The 17,134-nt window shown below is 65.2% G+C and carries 16 protein-coding genes; 6 read left to right on the top strand and 10 right to left on the bottom strand.

What is annotated here, in order from left to right; all coding sequences use genetic code 11:
• Positions 1 to 4: 4 nt before the first annotated feature.
• The 6 genes from gsiC to OKW38_RS22770 form a co-directional block, all read right to left on the bottom strand.
• Positions 5 to 925 carry a glutathione ABC transporter permease GsiC gene (gene gsiC / locus OKW38_RS22795; RefSeq protein WP_090801536.1) on the bottom strand — a complete coding sequence of 307 codons (921 nt, stop codon included), beginning with the start codon at positions 923 to 925 and terminating at the stop codon, positions 5 to 7.
• Between the two features lie 116 nt (positions 926 to 1,041).
• Positions 1,042 to 2,604: a glutathione ABC transporter substrate-binding protein GsiB gene (gsiB, locus tag OKW38_RS22790; protein WP_090801538.1), complete on the bottom strand. Its 1,563-nt coding sequence runs from the start codon at positions 2,602 to 2,604 to the stop codon at positions 1,042 to 1,044.
• Between the two features lie 153 nt (positions 2,605 to 2,757).
• On the bottom strand, positions 2,758 to 4,680 hold the full coding sequence (locus OKW38_RS22785) for a dipeptide ABC transporter ATP-binding protein (protein WP_429363142.1): 1,923 nt from the start codon (positions 4,678 to 4,680) through the stop codon (positions 2,758 to 2,760).
• A 70-nt stretch (positions 4,681 to 4,750) separates the two neighbouring features.
• A complete protein-coding gene (locus OKW38_RS22780) occupies positions 4,751 to 5,740 on the bottom strand; it encodes an isoaspartyl peptidase/L-asparaginase family protein (RefSeq protein WP_429363140.1) in 990 nt (329 codons plus the stop codon).
• Positions 5,737 to 6,828, bottom strand: coding sequence for a MurR/RpiR family transcriptional regulator (locus OKW38_RS22775; protein ID WP_429363138.1), 1,092 nt, complete (start codon positions 6,826 to 6,828; stop codon positions 5,737 to 5,739). The genes OKW38_RS22780 and OKW38_RS22775 overlap by 4 nt, the downstream gene beginning before the upstream one ends.
• 216 nt (positions 6,829 to 7,044) lie before the next feature.
• Complete coding sequence (locus tag OKW38_RS22770) at positions 7,045 to 8,313, bottom strand: MFS transporter (protein WP_429363136.1); 1,269 nt, start codon at positions 8,311 to 8,313, stop codon at positions 7,045 to 7,047.
• A gap of 94 nt (positions 8,314 to 8,407) precedes the next feature.
• On the opposite strand from OKW38_RS22770, the gene OKW38_RS22765 reads away from it, so the two are divergent.
• Together OKW38_RS22765 and OKW38_RS22760 are read left to right on the top strand one after the other, a co-directional pair.
• On the top strand, positions 8,408 to 9,118 hold the full coding sequence (locus tag OKW38_RS22765; RefSeq protein WP_018421566.1) for a pseudouridine synthase: 711 nt from the start codon (positions 8,408 to 8,410) through the stop codon (positions 9,116 to 9,118).
• A gap of 167 nt (positions 9,119 to 9,285) precedes the next feature.
• The gene (locus tag OKW38_RS22760; RefSeq protein WP_090801547.1) at positions 9,286 to 9,474 is read left to right on the top strand and encodes a hypothetical protein; all 189 of its coding nucleotides are present in this window, start codon (positions 9,286 to 9,288) and stop codon (positions 9,472 to 9,474) included.
• Positions 9,475 to 9,586: 112 nt separating this feature from the next.
• Here OKW38_RS22760 and OKW38_RS22755 read toward each other — a convergent pair whose 3' ends face one another.
• Positions 9,587 to 10,618: an SDR family NAD(P)-dependent oxidoreductase gene (locus OKW38_RS22755; protein WP_429363134.1), complete on the bottom strand. Its 1,032-nt coding sequence runs from the start codon at positions 10,616 to 10,618 to the stop codon at positions 9,587 to 9,589.
• Between the two features lie 94 nt (positions 10,619 to 10,712).
• Here OKW38_RS22755 and OKW38_RS22750 point away from each other — a divergent pair, with 94 nt between their 5' ends.
• The 4 genes from OKW38_RS22750 (at position 10,713) to OKW38_RS22735 (ending at position 14,290) form a co-directional block, all read left to right on the top strand.
• On the top strand, positions 10,713 to 11,744 hold the full coding sequence (locus tag OKW38_RS22750; protein WP_429363133.1) for a CDP-6-deoxy-delta-3,4-glucoseen reductase: 1,032 nt from the start codon (positions 10,713 to 10,715) through the stop codon (positions 11,742 to 11,744).
• 313 nt (positions 11,745 to 12,057) lie between these two features.
• Positions 12,058 to 13,242 (top strand): acetylornithine transaminase, encoded by a 1,185-nt coding sequence (locus OKW38_RS22745; RefSeq protein WP_090801551.1) that lies wholly within the window; start codon positions 12,058 to 12,060, stop codon positions 13,240 to 13,242.
• Between the two features lie 19 nt (positions 13,243 to 13,261).
• A complete protein-coding gene (locus tag OKW38_RS22740) occupies positions 13,262 to 13,735 on the top strand; it encodes a GNAT family acetyltransferase (protein WP_187613338.1) in 474 nt (157 codons plus the stop codon).
• A gap of 261 nt (positions 13,736 to 13,996) precedes the next feature.
• Positions 13,997 to 14,290 carry a GYD domain-containing protein gene (locus OKW38_RS22735; protein ID WP_018421572.1) on the top strand — a complete coding sequence of 98 codons (294 nt, stop codon included), beginning with the start codon at positions 13,997 to 13,999 and terminating at the stop codon, positions 14,288 to 14,290.
• 119 nt (positions 14,291 to 14,409) lie between these two features.
• Here OKW38_RS22735 and OKW38_RS22730 read toward each other — a convergent pair whose 3' ends face one another.
• Genes OKW38_RS22730 through OKW38_RS22720 form a run of 3 tightly spaced genes read right to left on the bottom strand, consistent with a single transcriptional unit; the run spans position 14,410 to position 17,113 of the window.
• Positions 14,410 to 15,114, bottom strand: coding sequence for an ABC transporter ATP-binding protein (locus OKW38_RS22730; RefSeq protein ID WP_090805434.1), 705 nt, complete (start codon positions 15,112 to 15,114; stop codon positions 14,410 to 14,412).
• Positions 15,115 to 15,131: 17 nt separating this feature from the next.
• The gene (locus tag OKW38_RS22725) at positions 15,132 to 15,923 is read right to left on the bottom strand and encodes an ABC transporter ATP-binding protein (RefSeq protein ID WP_090801554.1); all 792 of its coding nucleotides are present in this window, start codon (positions 15,921 to 15,923) and stop codon (positions 15,132 to 15,134) included.
• 20 nt (positions 15,924 to 15,943) lie between these two features.
• Positions 15,944 to 17,113, bottom strand: coding sequence for an ABC transporter permease subunit (locus OKW38_RS22720; RefSeq protein ID WP_090801556.1), 1,170 nt, complete (start codon positions 17,111 to 17,113; stop codon positions 15,944 to 15,946).
• Positions 17,114 to 17,134 lie beyond the last annotated feature (21 nt).

The raw sequence follows: 17,134 nt of genomic DNA, 5'->3' as shown, positions 1-17,134 counted from the left end.
GGCCTCACTTGAAACGGATGGTCGGGTTGATCACCGCGTACAGCACGTCGACGATCAGGTTGATGATGATGAATTCGAGCGAGAACAACAGCACCTCGGCCTGAATGATCGGATAGTCGCGCATCGACACGGCATCGACGAGCAAACGGCCGAGGCCCGGCCAGTTGAACACCACTTCGACGACGATCGAGCCGCCGAGCAGAAAGCCGAACTGCAACCCCATCATCGTGACGACGGGAATCAGCGCGTTGCGCAGGCAGTGCTTGATGATCACGAGCCGCTCGGGCACGCCCTTCGCGCGCGCGGTGCGCACGAAGTCCTCGTGCAGCACCTCGACGAACGAGGCCCGCGTGAAGCGCGCCATCACGGCCGCGACCGCCGCGCCGAGCGTCAGCGACGGCAGCACGTAGCTGCGCCACGAACCGTCGCCGACGATCGGCAGCCAGCCGAGCTGCACCGAGAAAATCTGCATCAGCAGCATGCCGAGCGCGAACGCCGGAAACGAAATGCCCGACACCGCGAGCGTCATGCCCAGGCGGTCCGGCCAGCGGTTGCGCCACACCGCCGAGGCGATGCCGATCGCCATGCCGATCACGACCGCCCACACCATGCTCGCGATCGTCAGCCACAACGTCGGGAAGAAGCGCTCCGCGATCTCCTGGCTCACCGGCCGCTTGCTGCGCGTCGAAACGCCGAAGTCGCCATGCGCCATCCGCCAGAAGAAACGGACGAACTGCTGCGGCAGCGGCTTGTCGAGCCCGAGGTCGGAGCGCACGAGGGCCACGGTCGCCTCGTCCGCTTCAGGACCGGCGGCGAGCCGCGCCGGATCGCCCGGCAGCAGATGCACGAACAGGAACACCAGCACGGCGACGATGAAGAGCGTCGGCAGCAGACCTAGCAGACGTTTGACGAGGAAGTTCAGCATGAAACCAGTCCGGCAAATGAGCGGCAATTGAGCGGCAAATCAGGCGGGCAACGAGGACTCGTGTGCGGCGGCGGGCTGGGTGAACCGCCGCCTGCGCATGCCGCCTCGTCAACTCATCACTTGATCGCGATCTCGTCGAAGTTGAACGAGCCGTCCGGCGCGACGTAAGCGCCCGACAGACGCTTGCTGCGCGCATACACGACCTTCTCCTTGACGAGGAAGATCCACGGCGCGTCGGCCCAGATGCGCTTCTGCGCGTCGGTGTAGAGCGCGGCCTTCTGCGTGCGGTCGGTCGTTTCGAGCGCCTGCTTCAGATCGTTGTCGACCGCGTCGTTCTTGTAGTACGACGTGTTGACCATCTTCGGCGGAATCGAGTAGCCCGCGAGCAGCGGGCTGATCGCCCAGTCCGCCTCGCCGGTCGACGACGACCAGCCCGCGTAGTACATCCGCACCGGCGCGGTCGCCGGGTCCTGCGCGCTTTCGACCTTGGCGACGCGCTGACCCGCTTCGAGCGCCTCGACGCTGGCCTTGATGCCGACCTGCGCGAGCTGCTGCTGCACGAACTGGATCACCTTCTGCGCGGTCGAGTAGTTATACGCGGACCACAGCGTCGTTTCGAAGCCGTTCGGATAGCCCGCTTCCTTCAGCAGTTCGCGCGCCTTCGCGGGATCGTACGGCCAGGGTCCGAGCTTGACCGCATAGTCGACGCCCTGCGGCACGACGCCGTCGGCCGGCGTCGCGTACCCGGCGAACGCGACCTTCGTCAGCGCTTCCTTGTTGACCGCGTAATTCAGCGCCTCACGCACCTTCGGGTTGTCGAACGGCTTCTGGTTCATGTTCATGCTGATGTAGCGCTCGATGATCGACGGCGCCGCGATCAGATCGACCTTCGGGCTCGACTGCAGTTGCGCGGCCTGCTCGAACGGCACCTGGAACGCGAAGTCCGCTTCGCCGGTGCGGATCAGCGCGGCGCGCGTGTTGTTGTCGACGACCGGCTTCCAGTCGATCGCATCGATCTTCGGATAACCCTTCTTCCAGTAGCCGGCGAATTTCTTCACGGTCAGGTCGCCGGCCGGGTCCCACTTCACGAGTTCGAACGGGCCCGTGCCGACCGGATGAAACGCGATGTCCTTGCCGTACTTCTTCAGCGCGTCCGGCGAGATCATCACCGCAGACGGATGCGCGAGCACGTTGATGAACGCCGAGAACGGCGTTTTCAGCGTGACGCGCACCGTGTACGGATCGACCACTTCCGTTTTCTCGATGCGGCTGAACATGTTGTAGCGCTTCAGCTTGTTGGCCGGATCGGTCACGCGGTCGAAGTTCGCCTTCACGGCGGCCGCATTGAAGTCGGTGCCGTCCTGGAACTTCACGCCATGGCGCAGCTTGATCGTATAGACGCGCGCGTCGGGGCTCGCCTCATAGCTGTCGGCGAGCACGTTGACGAGCTTCATGTCCTTGTCGAAGCCGAACAGGCCCTGATAGAACGATTTCGCGACCGCCTGCGACAGCGTGTCGTTCGCGTCGTACGGATCGAGCGACGTGAAGGTCGACGCCACGGCCATCACGGCCGTCGTTTCGGCGTGCGCCAGATTGCCCGCGAGCGTCGCGAACACCACCGCGCCGCCGCTGACGAGCGCGCGCAAACGAAACGGAGAGGACGGGAACAGCAGGTTCATGAGATTGCTCCAGGCTGCGAGTTAAGGATGTGACAGGGCCGTTATGGTTGGTGTGGCTTCAAGTGCTGATGTTTCTCTTGCTGTTGCTTCGATTGCTGATGCTTCGGGTCTCGCGCTTCAGGTCTTCCGCTTCAATGCGATGCGGCGCTTCGCTCAATAAGCGCCGCCGACGCGATGCTGCGCGACGAAATGATCCGGGCCCACCGCGACGAGCGGCGCGACGACCGGCTCGTCGTGCAGCGCGCGGATCGGGCTTGGAATATCGTCGGCGGCGAGCATGCGTTTCGCGTGACGGCGCGCGGGATCGGCGACCGGCACCGCGCTCATCAGCTTCTTCGTGTACGGATGCTGCGGCGCCTCGAACACCGCGCGACGCGGACCGATCTCGACGATCTGGCCGAGATACATCACCGCGACGCGATGGCTGACCCGCTCGACCACCGCCATGTCGTGCGAAATGAACAGATACGCGACGCCGAGCTCGCGCTGCAGGTCGAGCATCAGATTGACGATCTGCGCCTGCACGGAGACGTCGAGCGCGGACACCGATTCGTCGGCGATCACGACCTTCGGATTCAACGCGAGCGCGCGAGCAATCGCGATACGCTGACGCTGGCCGCCCGAAAACTCATGCGGATAGCGGCGCGCGGCCTCGGCCGGCAAACCGACTTTCTCGAGCAGCCACGCGACGCGCGCCTGCGCTTGTCCACCCTGCGCGACGCCATGCACGAGCAGCGGCTCCATGATCGAGAAGCCGACGGTCAAGCGCGGATTCAACGACGCGAACGGGTCCTGGAAAATAAACTGGATATCGCGGCGCAGGGCCTGCAACGCGGGCCCGGTCAGCGAGCTGATTTCCTTGCCAGCGAATTCGATCGAGCCACTCTGACTTTCGACGAGCCTCAGCAGCGAGCGGCCCGTGGTCGACTTGCCGCAGCCCGACTCGCCGACCAGCGCGAGCGTTTCGCCGGGCCGCAGATCGAAGCTGACTTTTTCGACCGCATGCACACGGCCCGTCATACGGCCGAACAGGCCGCTACGGACCGGAAAGCGCGTGACCAGATCGCGCACGCGCAGGATCGGCGGCGTGTCGTCGCGCACCAGCGGCTGCGCTTCTTCGGCGACAGCCGCCGCCGGCTGCACCGCCGCATCGGCGCCGTTCGCGCCGGCCTGCTCGACGCTCAGGATCGGAAAGCGCGCGGGCTGATCAGTGCCGTGCATCGAGCCGAGCCGCGGCACCGCCGCGAGCAGCGCCTTCGTGTACGGATGCGACGGCGCGGCGAACAGCGTGTCCGACGCGCCCTCCTCGACCTTCTCGCCGCGATACATGACGAGCACGCGGTCGGCCACTTCGGCAACCACGCCCATGTCGTGCGTAATGAAGATCACGCCCATGTTCATCTCGTCCTGCAAGCCGCGAATCAATTGCAGGATCTGCGCCTGGATCGTGACGTCGAGCGCGGTGGTCGGTTCATCGGCGATCAGCAGCGCGGGCTTGCACGACAACGCCATCGCAATCATCACGCGCTGGCGCATGCCGCCCGACAGCTGATGCGGGTAACGCGCCGCGACGCGCCTTGCCTCGGGAATCCGCACGATCTCGAGCAGACGCAAGGTTTCGGCGCGCGCCGCCTCGCGGCTCTTGCCCTGGTGCAGCGCGATCGCCTCGCTGATCTGATCGCCGACCGTGAAGACCGGATTGAGCGAGGTCATCGGCTCCTGGAAGATCATCGCGATGTCGGCGCCGCGAACTGTGCGCATCGTGCCGGACGACGCCTTCGCGAGATCGAGCACGCTGCCGTCGCGCCGCCGGAAGGCGATGCTGCCGCCGGCAAGACGGCCGCCGCCATGCTCGATCAGCCGCATCAGCGCCAGCGACGTGACCGACTTGCCCGAGCCCGATTCGCCGACGATCGCGAGCGTCTCGCCGCGCTCGACCGTGAACGACAGATTGCGCACCGCGTTGAAGGTCGAATCGCCGCGGCGGAACGCGACCGTCAGATCGTCGACCGCCAGCACGCGCTGCGGCGGCAGGGTTTCGACAAGCGGGCTGGCGGTGTGCGAGGAAGAAGGCACGGTGGTTCCTTTGCTTTGAATTCGAACGCGGCTAACGGGGCCTCAGGCATGTGGCGACACGCTTCAGCGGCTAGCGATAGATCGCCGTCACCGGCGCTTCGCCGAGCCGCGCGAAACCGCGGTACATACCCTCGGTATTGAACGGCAGCGTGACGTTGCCCCGCGCGTCGACGGCGACGAGGCCGCCGCGTCCGTCGATCTTCGGCAAGCGGTTCATCACGACGTCGTGCGCGGCTTCTTCGAGCGAGACCTGGCGATAGGCCATCTGCGCGGCCACGTCGTAGGCGGCGACCATGCGCATGAACATTTCGCCCGCGCCGGTGGTCGATACCGCGCAGGTCGCGTCGTCCGCGTAGCAGCCCGCGCCGATCAGCGGCGTATCGCCGACGCGGCCCACCTGCTTGTTGGTCACGCCGCCCGTCGAGGTCGCCGCGGCGAGATGCCCGTGGCGGTCGAGCGCGACTGCGCCGACGGTGCCGAACTTGCGATTCGGATCGATCGGCTCGTGCGGCGTCGGGTCGTCGTTGCTCGAAGCCGTGGACGCGAGCGTCGCGGCGTCGTGATCGAGCATCGGACGCTGCTGCTCACGCGCCAGTTGCCATTGGCGATAGCGCGCGTCGGTATCGAAGTAGCTGTTGTCGACGAACTCGAGCCCCTGCGCGGCCGCGAACGCTTCCGCACCGTCACCGGTGAACAGCACGTGGTCGCTGCGCTCGAGCACGCGGCGCGCGGCGAGAATCGGATTGCGCACGCGCTTCACGCAACAGATCGCGCCCGCGTCGAGCGTGCGGCCGTCCATGATCGCGGCGTCGAGCTCGTGCGTGCCGGCCGCCGTGTAGACCGCGCCGTGGCCCGCATTGAAGAGCGCGCAGTCTTCGAGCAGCCGCACCGCTTCGCTGACCGCGTCGAGCGCGCTGCCGCCGTCGGCGAGCACGCGCTGGCCAGCACTCAGCACCGCGTTGAGCGCCGCGTGATATCCGGTTTCGGCGCTGGCCGACATCGACGTGCGCAGGATCGTCCCGGCCCCGCCGTGAATGGCAATGACTGCGTTGGAGTTCATCGTTTGGATCGTGGAGTGCGGTTGGTTCGGGGAGTGCGGGGTGCTGTGATGGCTTTTGCTTCGGCATCCCTGGCTTTCGTGCTTCTGGCTTGGGTGCTGTCGGCCTTTGCGCCGTCGCTGTGTTTTAGCCTTGCAGCCTTCGCGCGCGCGGCTTTGCTCAGGGCGCGCGCCGGCTCCTGCGCGGCGCCGGCCGCGCCCGACTGCGGATCGAACAGCCACGGCAGCACGAACTCGCTAACCTCGGCGGCCGCCTTGACCGAGCGTTGCGCGCGATACGCCACCGCGTCGCACAACGCCTCGATGACCGCGAGCACAGCCGAATCGGCATTCGACGCGAGACGCCGGTCGGTGCGGACATACAGCGCCAGGTCCGCGAACCGCACGAGCGGCGAGCGCGGACCGTCGGTGAGCGCGAGCACGCGCGCGCCGCGTTCGGAGGCGCGGCGCGCGAGCTCGATCGTGTCCTCGACATAGCGCGGAAACGCGATGCCGATCACGAGATCGCCCGGGCCCGAACCCACGAGGTGCCGCGCCGCATGCGACGGCCCGCCGCTCAGCGCCAGCGAATGCACGTTGTCGTGATACGGCAGCAGTCCGTGCTCCATCAGGCTCGCGAGAAACGCGCTGGCGCCGAAGCCGATCACGAATACGCGACGCGCGGCGATGATCGCGTCGACGGCGGCGTCGGCGGTCGCGCGATCGATCGACGTACGCGTTGCGTGCAGATTGTTGGCGGCCTGCTCGAGCGACGCGTCGATCAGATCGTCACCGGCCGCGAGCGTTTCCTGCGCGCTGCGCAGCCGCTCGACCGGCGCGAGCGTCGCCTCGAAGCCACGCACGAGCGCCTCGCGAAACTGCGGATAACCGTCGAAGCCGAGCGCGCGCGCAAAGCGATTCGCGCTCGCGACCGACGCGCCGACCACGCTCGCGAGCTCGTCGATACGCATCGTCGCCGCGCGGAACAGATGGGCCAGCACGTACTCGCCCATGCGCTGGTGGATTGGCGTGAGCGTCGGCATCGCGGCGGTGATGCGCGCGGCAATGGCCTGCTCGGCGGAGTTCGACACGGCGGACGGGTGATGGATCATGCGAGCGGAAAGGCGCGGTTGTTCTATGTGAACAGGATGAAATTATATTTACATGAAACACGCGTCGAAAAAAATTCATTTTCATTATTTCGAGGGTTTTCACCGACCGAAGGTTTTCAGACAACGGAGTTCGGCATCGACGCCATGCCGCACCCCGATGAAAATCCATTTTCATCAGGGCGACGGCTGGCTTCACCGCGTGCCGCGCTCCGCCGCTCAGTACGCCGCCGCGCTCTGTTCGGGAATGCCCAGCAGCCGCGCCGCCGGCGACATCACGATGATCAGCGCCTGCACGACGAACGCGAGCGACGCCGCGACCAGACACACGTCGATGCTCCAGCGCGCGCTGAGCGCGGCGCCGAGCAGCGCGCCCACCGGCCGCGCGCCGTAGGTGGCGGTGCTGATCAGCGCGGACACGCGGCCGATCATCCGTTCGGGCGTGATCGCCTGACGCAGCGTGGTCGAGCCGACGACCCACAGGATTGGTCCCGCGCCGAGCAGGAAGAAGCTCGCGAGCGCGAGCCAGAACGATGGGACGAACAGCGTCGCCACCATCACGAGCGACGCGAGCAGCCCGCACGACGGTCCGACGATCAGCAGACGGCCGAATGCGAGACGCCGCGCGACCGCGGGCGCGGCGAGCGCGCCGCAGACCATGCCGACCCCGTACGCGCCGAGCGTCACGCCGACCGCAGAGGCATTGAGCCCCAGCCGATGCACCGCGTAAGGCACATAGATCGCCTGCAGGATGAAGAAGCCGAGATTGAAGAACACGGCGGTCAGCAGCATCGGCAGCAGCAACGGATCGCGCAGCACGAAGCGCGTGCCGTCGCGCAGCTCCAGCATGAAGTGCCGCCGCGGCGCGGCCGCGCGCGGCGGCTCGCGCAATCCCGCGAGCAACGCGACCGCGAACGCCGACAACATTGCCGCGCCCCCATACGCCCAGCCCGCCCCGATCCAGCCGACCAGCACGCCGCCCAGCGCCGGCCCCGCCGAATACGCGACGCTGCGTGCGAGTTCGAGCCGGCCGTTCGCGCTCGCATAGGCGTCGCGCGGCACGATCGACGGCACCAGCGACGGCGCCGCAACGTTGTAGGCGACCGTACCCGTCGCGGCGACGAAGCCGAGCGCGGCGAGCAGCGGCAGGTTCAGCGCATGCGTGAGCACCAGCAGCAGCACGCACAGCATCGCGCAGACCCGCACGCTCTCGGCGAGCGTCATCAGCACGCGGCGCGAGCGGCGGTCGGCCCAGACGCCGAGCGGCATCGACAGCAACAGGAACGGCAGCGTCTGCGCGGTTTGCAGCAGACCGGTATCGCGCGCGTCGGCGCCGAGCGCGAACACCGCGACGAGCGGTGCGGCGGCGAGGCTGATCTGCTCCGCCGATTGCGCGCACAGGTTCGACCAGGCGAGGCGCTGGAATGCGCGGGGCAGACGTTGCGCATTGGACGGCGAAGACGACGAAGGGGAAGACGTGGCGGACATCGATGCACTCCCGAGGTTTGACGTGAGGCATTCATCGTCGGCGCTCAGGGCCCGCGGGGCGCTCCGGTTCTTGCGGTGTTATTCTTCGCTCGCCATGAATCTCGAAAGCATCCTCTTCACTCAAGGTTTCGGTTCGCGCCGCCAATGCCGTGCGCTGATCGGCGACGGCCGCGTCAGCGTCGACGGTGCGATTTGCACCGATGCCGACGCCGATTTCGCTGTTGATGGCGGCGCGTTGCGCTTTAGCGTCGACGGCGTCGAATGGCCGTATCGCGAGCACGCGTATCTGCTGCTGAACAAGCCCATCGGCTACGAATGCTCGCGCGATCCGCAGCATCATCTGAGCGTGTTCAGCCTGCTGCCGCCGCAGTTCGCCGAGCGCGGCGTGCAGTGCGTCGGCCGTCTCGATCAGGACACCACGGGCCTCCTGCTGCTCTCCGACGACGGCAAGTTCGTGCATCAGTTCACGTCGCCGAAACGCAAGGTGCCGAAGCTCTACGTCGCGACCACGCGCCATCCGCTCGACGACGCGCAGCTCGCCGCGCTGCGCGACGGCGTGCTGCTGCACGGCGAAACGAAACCCAGCGCCGCGCTCGACGCCCAGGCGCGCGACACTCACACGCTCGCGCTCACCGTGCTCGAAGGCAAATACCACCAGGTCAAGCGGATGATCGCGGCCTCGGGCAACCGCTGCGAGGCGCTGCATCGCGAACGGATCGGTGGGCTCGCGCTTCCCGCGGCGCTCGCGCCCGGCGCATGGCAATGGCTCGACGCAGCGGGTCTTGCCGCGCTGCGGGCCGGGTAAACGACTAGCCGCAATGAGGGCCCGCCTAAGCCCTTGATGCGCCGGAGAAAGCCCGCGCGCATTGCGGTGCACCGAACATAGGCCGTTGCGTTGCAGCATGCCGTTGCTTACATATCGCCCTATACTCGTCTAAACAAACGACTACAAAGGTTTCAAGGAGGGGCGCCATGCAAATCGACGGCACGATGGCGTTTTCGCACGCGATGATCTCGTTTATCTGCCTTGCGCTGCTGCTGGTCGGCGGATTGCTGGTCATCATGCGGCTGCGCCATAAGTACCATCCGAATCTGATCGGCGCATTGATCGGCGGCATGCTGTGCTTCCTGTTGCTGGAAGTGCTGCCTGCGCTGACCTGATGCCGGTTGGACCGCGCAGCTCGTGTTGCGCGGCGCATTGATGCGGTGCGGCGGATACGCTTTGCGGGGCAACTCCGCCCTCGCGAGGCGACATTTTGTTTCTGCTGCCGCCCTAGCCGCGTTTCCCGTTCGCCTCGCGCAAAAAATCCTCGACGCTCGGATAGCGCAGACGTACCCGCAATTCCTCCTTCAGACGCCGGTTCACGAGCCGGCGCGACTCGCGCATGAACGACAGCAGCAGCGGATCGATCTGCTGCTCCGCCTGCTCTCTAGTGATGCGCGGCGGGCGCGCGAGCCCGAACGCATCGGCGACCGCGTCGAAATACTCCCCCATTTTCAGCGACGAATCGTCGGACGCGTGCAGTGCGCGCGCGGGCCGGCCATGCGTGGCGAGACGCACGAGGATCGCGGCGAGGTCGTCGGCGTGGATGTGATTCGTGTAGACGTCGTCGGCATCGACGAGCGCCGGCGTGCCTCTTTCGAGCCGCGCGAGCGGCAGACGGTTGCGCGCATAGATGCCCGGGATCCGCGCGATGCTCGTGGCGACGCTGCCGCGCGCCGTCGCGCGCCGCAACTGCCGCTCGGCCGACACGCGACGTTTGGCGCGCGCATTCGCGGGCCGCGGCGCGCGCGTTTCGTCGATCCACGCGCCGCCGCAATCGCCGTAGACCCCCGTCGTGCTCGCGTAAACGATGCGCACCGGTGCGCGCGAAGCGCCGGTCCGGCGCACCCCGTCGGGTACAATATCGGGTGTTTCAGCGTCCAGACCTGAAGCGCGCGCACGGCGCAACCGCGCGATCGGCGCGACGGACGACCTCGCCGCGCAAGCGTGCATGCGGCCCGCGGCACCTAACGTCGCAAGCAGCGCGCGAGTGCGTCGATCGTCGTCGCCGGACTTCTGCGGCGGCGCGAGATGCAGCACCGTCGGCGCGAGGCGCGCGAGCCGTTTGAGGCTGCCGCGCGCGTCGAGATCGCCGACGAGCGGCATCACGCCCGCGGCGCGCAACTCATCGCAGCGCGCGGCATGGCTCGTCAACGCGAAGATACGCGCGCGCGGCCGCAACAGGGGCACGCAGCGCATGCCGACGTCGCCGCATCCTACGATCAGCACGCGCGGCCGGCGGAAGTTTCGTGTCGCTTTCATGGTGGGCGCATTGTAGCGGTCACACGCAACAGGTACCGCGCGGTTGATCCGGCGGGTCCGATTACGATTCCGAATTTTCGATTCCGAACACTTTATGGCATTTAACGTCACGCTCCGGCAAACCGGCCGGCAGTTTCAGGTAGAACAGGACGAACCGGTGCTCTCCGCAGCGCTGCGTCAAGGCATCGGCCTGCCGTACGGCTGCAAGAACGGCGCGTGCGGTTCGTGCAAAGGCACGGTCGTGAGCGGCGAGGTCGAACAGCGCGCGCACTCGTCGTCGGCGCTGTCGAACGACGAAAAGACGCGCGGCATGGCGCTCCTGTGCTGCGCGAGCGCGTGCTCCGATCTCGAAGTCGACATCCGCGAAGTGGCCGGCGTCGGCGATGTGCAGGTCAAGAAGCTGCCGTGCCGCGTGAACGCGATCGAGCGCAAGGCCGACGACGTGATCGTCGTGAAGCTGCAACTGCCCGCCAACGAACGTCTGCAATATCTGGCCGGCCAGTACCTCGAATTCATCCTGAAGGACGGCAAGCGCCGCAGCTATTCGATGGCGAGCGCGCCGCACGTCGAAGGCCCGGTCGAGCTGCACATCCGCCACATGCCCGGCGGTGCGTTCACCGACCATGTGTTCAACACGATGAAGGAGCGCGACATCCTGCGCTTCGAAGCGCCGCTCGGCACGTTCTTCCTGCGCGAAGACTCGGACAAGCCGATCGTGCTGCTCGCGTCGGGCACGGGCTTCGCGCCGCTGAAGGCGATCGTCGAGCATGCGGTGTTCAAGAACATGACGCGCCCCATGACGCTCTACTGGGGCGCGCGCCGCAAGAAAGACCTGTATCTGCTCGAACTCGCCGAGCAATGGGCGCACGAGATTCCGAACTTCAAGTTCGTGCCGGTGCTCTCCGAACCCGATGCGGGCGACGCATGGACGGGCCGCACGGGCTTCGTGCATCGGGCGGTGATCGAGGATCTGCCCGATCTGTCGGCCTACCAGGTGTATGCATGCGGCGCGCCGGTGATGGTCGAATCGGCGCTGCGCGACTTCACGCAGCATCACCAGTTGCCGGAAGACGAGTTCTACGCGGACTCGTTCACCAGCGCGGCCGATCTCGCGAACGCGGTCTGATTGCACGGCGGCAAATTCCCCCCGATGCAGCGCCAGTGCAAATTCATGGTTTACACCAGCGCTTTTCTTATCGTATTCTTTCGCGCATGAACCGCATCCAGTCCGAATTCCGACGTCGCCGCTCGCCGCTCCCTTAGGGACGCCGCTGGCTTCGTCACGGACTCGCGCCACACAAAACCTGGGCGCAAGCTGTTCGAATCATGAAAGCCACGGCATGCCGTGGCTTTTCTGTTTTTCCGGCCGCCGTTTTTATTGGCCAAACCGTCACCGTTTCTTCACCCCGCTCTTACCCTTTTGCCTGGAGCCTGCCGTCATGAATTTCAATGAGTATCCAATCGATTCGCTGATGTACATCACGAACCGACCTGAAATCGTTTTCACGCACGGCAAAGGCTCGTGGCTTTACGACAACAACGGCAAGCGCTACCTGGATTTCATTCAGGGCTGGGCGGTCAATTGCCTCGGCCACTGCAACGACGGCATGATCGAAGCGCTGAACCAGCAGGCCAAGTTGCTGATCAACCCGTCGCCGGCGTTCTACAACGAGCCGATGGCGAAGCTCGCGGGCCTGCTCACGCAGCACAGCTGCTTCGACAAGGTGTTCTTCGCGAATAGCGGCGCCGAGGCGAACGAAGGCGCGATCAAGCTCGCGCGCAAGTGGGGCAGGAAGTTCAAGGACGGCGCGTTCGAGATCATCACGTTCGACCACAGCTTCCACGGCCGCACGCTCGCGACGATGTCGGCCAGCGGCAAGCCGGGCTGGGACACAATCTACGCGCCGCAGGTGCCGGGCTTCCCGAAGGCGGACCTGAACGACATCGCGTCGGTGGAAAAGCTGATCAACGCGAAGACCGTCGCGGTGATGCTCGAGCCGATCCAGGGCGAAGGCGGCGTGATCCCCGCAACCCGCGAGTTCATGCAGCAACTGCGCGAGCTGACGAAACAACACAACATCTTGCTGATCGTCGACGAAGTGCAAAGCGGCTGTGGTCGCGCCGGCACGCTGTTCGCGTATCAGCTGTCGGGCATCGAGCCGGACATCATGACGCTCGGCAAAGGCATCGGCGGCGGCGTGCCGCTCGCGGCGCTGCTGTCGAAGGCGGAAATCGCCGTGTTCGAAGCGGGCGATCAGGGCGGCACCTACAACGGCAATCCGCTGATGACCGCGGTCGGCTACTCGGTGATCTCGCAGCTGACGGCGCCGGGCTTCCTCGAAGGCGTGCGCTCGCGCGGCGAATATCTGCGCACGAAGCTGCTCGAGCTGTCCGAGGAGCGCGGCTTCAAGGGCGAGCGCGGCGAGGGTCTGCTGCGCGCGCTGCTGCTCGGCAAGGACATCGGCTACCAGATTGTCGAGAAGGCGCGCGACATGCAACCCGACGGCGTGCTGCTGAACGCCGCGCGTCCGAACCTGCTGCGCTTCATGCCGGCGCTTAACGTGACGACCGGAGAAATCGACCAGATGCTGGCGATGCTGCGCTCGGTTCTCGACTCGCTGTAATCAACCACGGAGCGCACCGATGACGACGAACACGACGCTGTCGATCCGCCGCTTCGACGCGACCGATACCGAAGCCGTGATTGCGCTATGGCAGGACGTGTTTCCCGAGTATCGCGACGTGACGCGACCGCAGCGCAACCCGCGTCAGTCGATCGCCAACAAGCTCGCGACGCAACCGGAGCTGTTCTTCGTCGCGGTGCTCGATGGACGCATCGTCGGCACCGTAATGGGCGGCTATGATGGACACCGCGGCTGGTTGTATTCGCTCGCGGTCGACGCATCGCTGCGACGTCATGGCATCGGCACGCGGCTCGTCGCGCACGTCGAGAGCGAGTTGACGAAGCTCGGTTGTCCGAAGCTGAACCTGCAGGTACTGTCGTCGGCAACGGCTGAAATACGGGCGTTCTACGATGCGCTCGGGTATCGCACCGATGCGGTGATCAGCCTCGGCAAGCGGCTCGGCCAATACGCCGACGCGGCCCCGGCCAGTTGATTCGCGTCGTACGCCTGATTAAAGAAAGCCGCATGCGTTGCTTGACGCATGCGGCTTTTTCAATGGTGCTCCCGCAAGCAGCGCACATATCGGCGGATTCGGACAAATAGCAGATGGCGAGCAGTTGGATTGCCTAAAATCGTTTACGCACGAGACGACGCCGGCGCTGGAAAGACAGGTTTGCGGCGAATCGCGACCCTTCCCCCGGGGGCGGCTCATGCGTCTGAGTCCCAACGCGTTGGAATCCTAAGGGGAATCTTCATGGCGACTTATGTGGTGCTCCTGCAATTTACGGATCAGGGTATCCGCACGATCAAGAACAGTGCAGAGCGAGCCGGGCAGGCGGCGGAAATGGCGAAATCTTTTGGCTGCGAAATGAAGCAGATCTACTGGACGTTAGGGGCATACGACGTTGTCTCGGTCGTCGAAGCGGCAGACGAGCAGAGCTTCCTCGCCTTCGGCTTCGCACTCGGCTCGGCCGGCAATGTCCGCTCGCAAACGCTGCGTGCGTTCACAAAAGACGAAATCAGTTCGGTTATCGGGCGACTCCCTTAATTCACGTCCCAACCAGAAAAATAAAACGCGCCCCGCGACATTGCATCGCGGGGCGCGTTGCAAGCCGGACGTGTGCGCAAACGGCATACGTCCAACTATTCACCCACTCATTCACCCACTCATTCACCCAGATACGCGGCCCGAACCTTCGGATCGTCGAGCATCTGCTTCGCATCGCCCGACATCGTGATCAGACCGGAGTCCATCACGTAGCCGCGATTCGCCGCCTGCAGCGCGAGCCGCGCGTTCTGCTCGACGAGCAGCACGGTCATGCCTTCAGAGGAAATCAGGCGCACCACTTCGAAGATCTTCTCGACCATGATCGGCGACAGACCCATCGACGGTTCGTCGAGCAGCAGCAGTTTGGGCCGCGAGATGATCGCGCGTGCCATCGCGAGCATCTGCTGCTCGCCGCCCGACAGCGTGCCCGCGTATTGCGATGCACGCTCCTTCAGACGCGGAAAGAAGCCGAACATGCGCTCGACGTCCGACTTGATGCCATCGTCATCGTTGCGCAGATACGCACCCATCTGCATGTTCTCGACGATCGACATGCGCGCGAAAATGCCGCGCCCTTCCGGCACCATCGCGAGACCGCGCTTCAGAAGCTCATGCGCGGGGAGGCCCTTGATCGACTGACCCATGTACTCGATGTCGCCGGCCGCATACGGCTTCAGGCCGGTGATCGCCTTCATCGTCGTGGTTTTGCCCGCGCCGTTCGCGCCGATCAGCGTGACGAGTTCGCCCTGCCCGACCTCGAGGTCGACACCCTTGACCGCCTGGATGCCACCGTAGTTGACCTGCAGGCCCTTGATTTTCAACATTGCTTGCGTCGTGGACATCAGTGGACCCCCGCACCCAGATAAGCTTCGATCACCTTCGCATCCTTCTGCACGTCCTGCGGCAGACCTTGCGCAATCACCTTGCCGTAGTCGAGCACCGTCATCTGATTGCACAGACCCATCACGAGCTTCACGTCGTGTTCGATCAGCAGAATCGTCTTGCCGTCCGCACGGATCTTGTCGAGCAGCCTGGTCAGCTCGACCTTCTCGGTGGCGTTCATGCCGGCCGCCGGTTCGTCGAGCGCGAGCAGCTTCGGATCGGTCGCCAGCGCACGCGCGATTTCGAGCCGCCGCTGGTGGCCATACGACAGGTTGCGCGACGTATAGTCCGCGTACTGCGTAATGCCGACGTAGTCGAGCAGTTCGAGCGCGCGCTCCTTGATCTCGCGCTCTTCCTGGCGTTCGGCCGGCGTCTGGAACACCGCGCCGAGCAGACCGTGCTTGGTGCGCACATGACGGCCGACCATCACGTTTTCGAGCGCGGTCATGCCGCCGAACAGACGGATGTTCTGGAACGTGCGCGCAATGCCCGCCTTCGCGACCTGATAGACCGCGGTCGGCGTGTAGCTCTCGCCGTCGAGCTTGAACTCGCCTGAATCCGGCGTGTACAGACCCGTGATCACATTGAAGAAGGTGGTCTTGCCGGCGCCGTTCGGGCCGATCAGACCGTAGATCTCGCCCGCGCGGATCTGCAGGCCGACCTCGGAAAGCGCTTGCAGCCCGCCGAAGCGCTTGTTGACGCCCTTCACCGACAGACGGATCGCTGCGTTGTTGCTTACGTTATCGCTCATGTCTTTTTCTCCACCGGACCTTATGCGCGCACCGGCTTCTTGCCGCCACGCTTCGCCAGCTTCGCAATCCTGTCTTCGTGCTTCGGCGCGGGCCACAGGCCTTCCGAGCGGTACAGCATGATCACAACCATCGCGAGGCCGTACAGCAACTGACGGATCACTTCGGTATCGACGATTTCATGGCCGAAGATCATGTTCTGCAGCGGACCCATCGTCGAGCGCAGGAACTCGGGGAACACCGCGAGCAGCACCGCGCCGAGGATCACGCCCGGAATGTGGCCCATGCCGCCGAGCACCACGCAGGCGAGCACCACGACCGATTCCCAGAACGTGAACGATTCCGGCGACACGAAACCCTGGAACGAGCCGAACATGGCGCCCGACAGGCCGCCGAACGACGCGCCCATCGCGAACGCGAGCAGCTTCACGTTACGGGTATTGATGCCCATCGCCTTGGCGGCGATTTCGTCTTCGCGGATCGCGGCCCACGCGCGGCCGATCCGCGAATGCTGCAGACGCGTACAGGTCCAGATCACGAACAGCGCGCACAGCACGAACAGGTAGTAGTACAGGTACACCGACGGAAACTGCATGCCGAACAGCGAGTGTGTCTGCGCGAGGCTGAAGCCGCCGACGGACACCGGATCGATCCCGGTGATCCCCTTCGGGCCGTTGGTGATGTTCACCGGACGGTCGAGGTTGTTCATGAAGATCCGCACGATTTCCCCGAAGCCGAGGGTCACGATCGCGAGGTAGTCGCCACGCAGACGCAGTGTCGGCGCACCGAGCAGAATCCCGAACATCGCGGCGAGCGCCATCGCGATCGGCGCGATGATCCAGATCGGCACGTGGATGCCGTTCGGCGCGAGATGCGCGATCCACTCGAATTGCGTCGCGAGGTGCGGCGAGCTCAGCAGCGCGGCCGTGTAGGCGCCGATCGCGTAGAACGCGATGTAGCCCAGGTCCAGCAGGCCGGCAAAGCCGACCACCACGTTCAGGCCCAGCGCGAGCATCACGTACAGCATCGCGAAGTCGAGCACGCGGACCCAGTAGTTGCCGCCCGCGGCACCGATGACCATCGGCGCCGCGATCACGAAGAACGCCGTGAGAATACCGATAGTCAGCGTCTTCGTGCGGTTCTTTTCGGGGATGAGCGTCGTGGACGGCTCGATCGGTTGAATTGAGGTCATGATTGTTGACTCCTTGTGGCC

This window comes from Paraburkholderia sp. MM5496-R1, from assembly GCF_050436205.1.
Classification (GTDB): Bacteria; Pseudomonadota; Gammaproteobacteria; order Burkholderiales; family Burkholderiaceae; genus Paraburkholderia; species Paraburkholderia tuberum.
Note: the sequence above shows the minus strand (reverse complement) of the source record. Positions and strands in the feature narration are given on the sequence as shown.

What these genes read in the sequence shown, in the direction of transcription:
- gsiC (WP_090801536.1), bottom strand. Translation starts at nt 925, where the DNA reads ATGCTGAACTTCCTCGTCAAACGTCTGCTAGGTCTGCTGCCGACGCTC.
- gsiB (WP_090801538.1), bottom strand. Translation starts at nt 2,604, where the DNA reads ATGAACCTGCTGTTCCCGTCCTCTCCGTTTCGTTTGCGCGCGCTCGTC.
- OKW38_RS22780 (WP_429363140.1), bottom strand. Translation starts at nt 5,740, where the DNA reads ATGAACTCCAACGCAGTCATTGCCATTCACGGCGGGGCCGGGACGATC.
- OKW38_RS22775 (WP_429363138.1), bottom strand. Translation starts at nt 6,828, where the DNA reads ATGATCCATCACCCGTCCGCCGTGTCGAACTCCGCCGAGCAGGCCATT.
- OKW38_RS22770 (WP_429363136.1), bottom strand. Translation starts at nt 8,313, where the DNA reads ATGTCCGCCACGTCTTCCCCTTCGTCGTCTTCGCCGTCCAATGCGCAA.
- OKW38_RS22765 (WP_018421566.1), top strand. Translation starts at nt 8,408, where the DNA reads ATGAATCTCGAAAGCATCCTCTTCACTCAAGGTTTCGGTTCGCGCCGC.
- OKW38_RS22760 (WP_090801547.1), top strand. Translation starts at nt 9,286, where the DNA reads ATGCAAATCGACGGCACGATGGCGTTTTCGCACGCGATGATCTCGTTT.
- OKW38_RS22755 (WP_429363134.1), bottom strand. Translation starts at nt 10,618, where the DNA reads ATGAAAGCGACACGAAACTTCCGCCGGCCGCGCGTGCTGATCGTAGGA.
- OKW38_RS22750 (WP_429363133.1), top strand. Translation starts at nt 10,713, where the DNA reads ATGGCATTTAACGTCACGCTCCGGCAAACCGGCCGGCAGTTTCAGGTA.
- OKW38_RS22745 (WP_090801551.1), top strand. Translation starts at nt 12,058, where the DNA reads ATGAATTTCAATGAGTATCCAATCGATTCGCTGATGTACATCACGAAC.
- OKW38_RS22740 (WP_187613338.1), top strand. Translation starts at nt 13,262, where the DNA reads ATGACGACGAACACGACGCTGTCGATCCGCCGCTTCGACGCGACCGAT.
- OKW38_RS22735 (WP_018421572.1), top strand. Translation starts at nt 13,997, where the DNA reads ATGGCGACTTATGTGGTGCTCCTGCAATTTACGGATCAGGGTATCCGC.
- OKW38_RS22730 (WP_090805434.1), bottom strand. Translation starts at nt 15,114, where the DNA reads ATGTTGAAAATCAAGGGCCTGCAGGTCAACTACGGTGGCATCCAGGCG.
- OKW38_RS22725 (WP_090801554.1), bottom strand. Translation starts at nt 15,923, where the DNA reads ATGAGCGATAACGTAAGCAACAACGCAGCGATCCGTCTGTCGGTGAAG.
- OKW38_RS22720 (WP_090801556.1), bottom strand. Translation starts at nt 17,113, where the DNA reads ATGACCTCAATTCAACCGATCGAGCCGTCCACGACGCTCATCCCCGAA.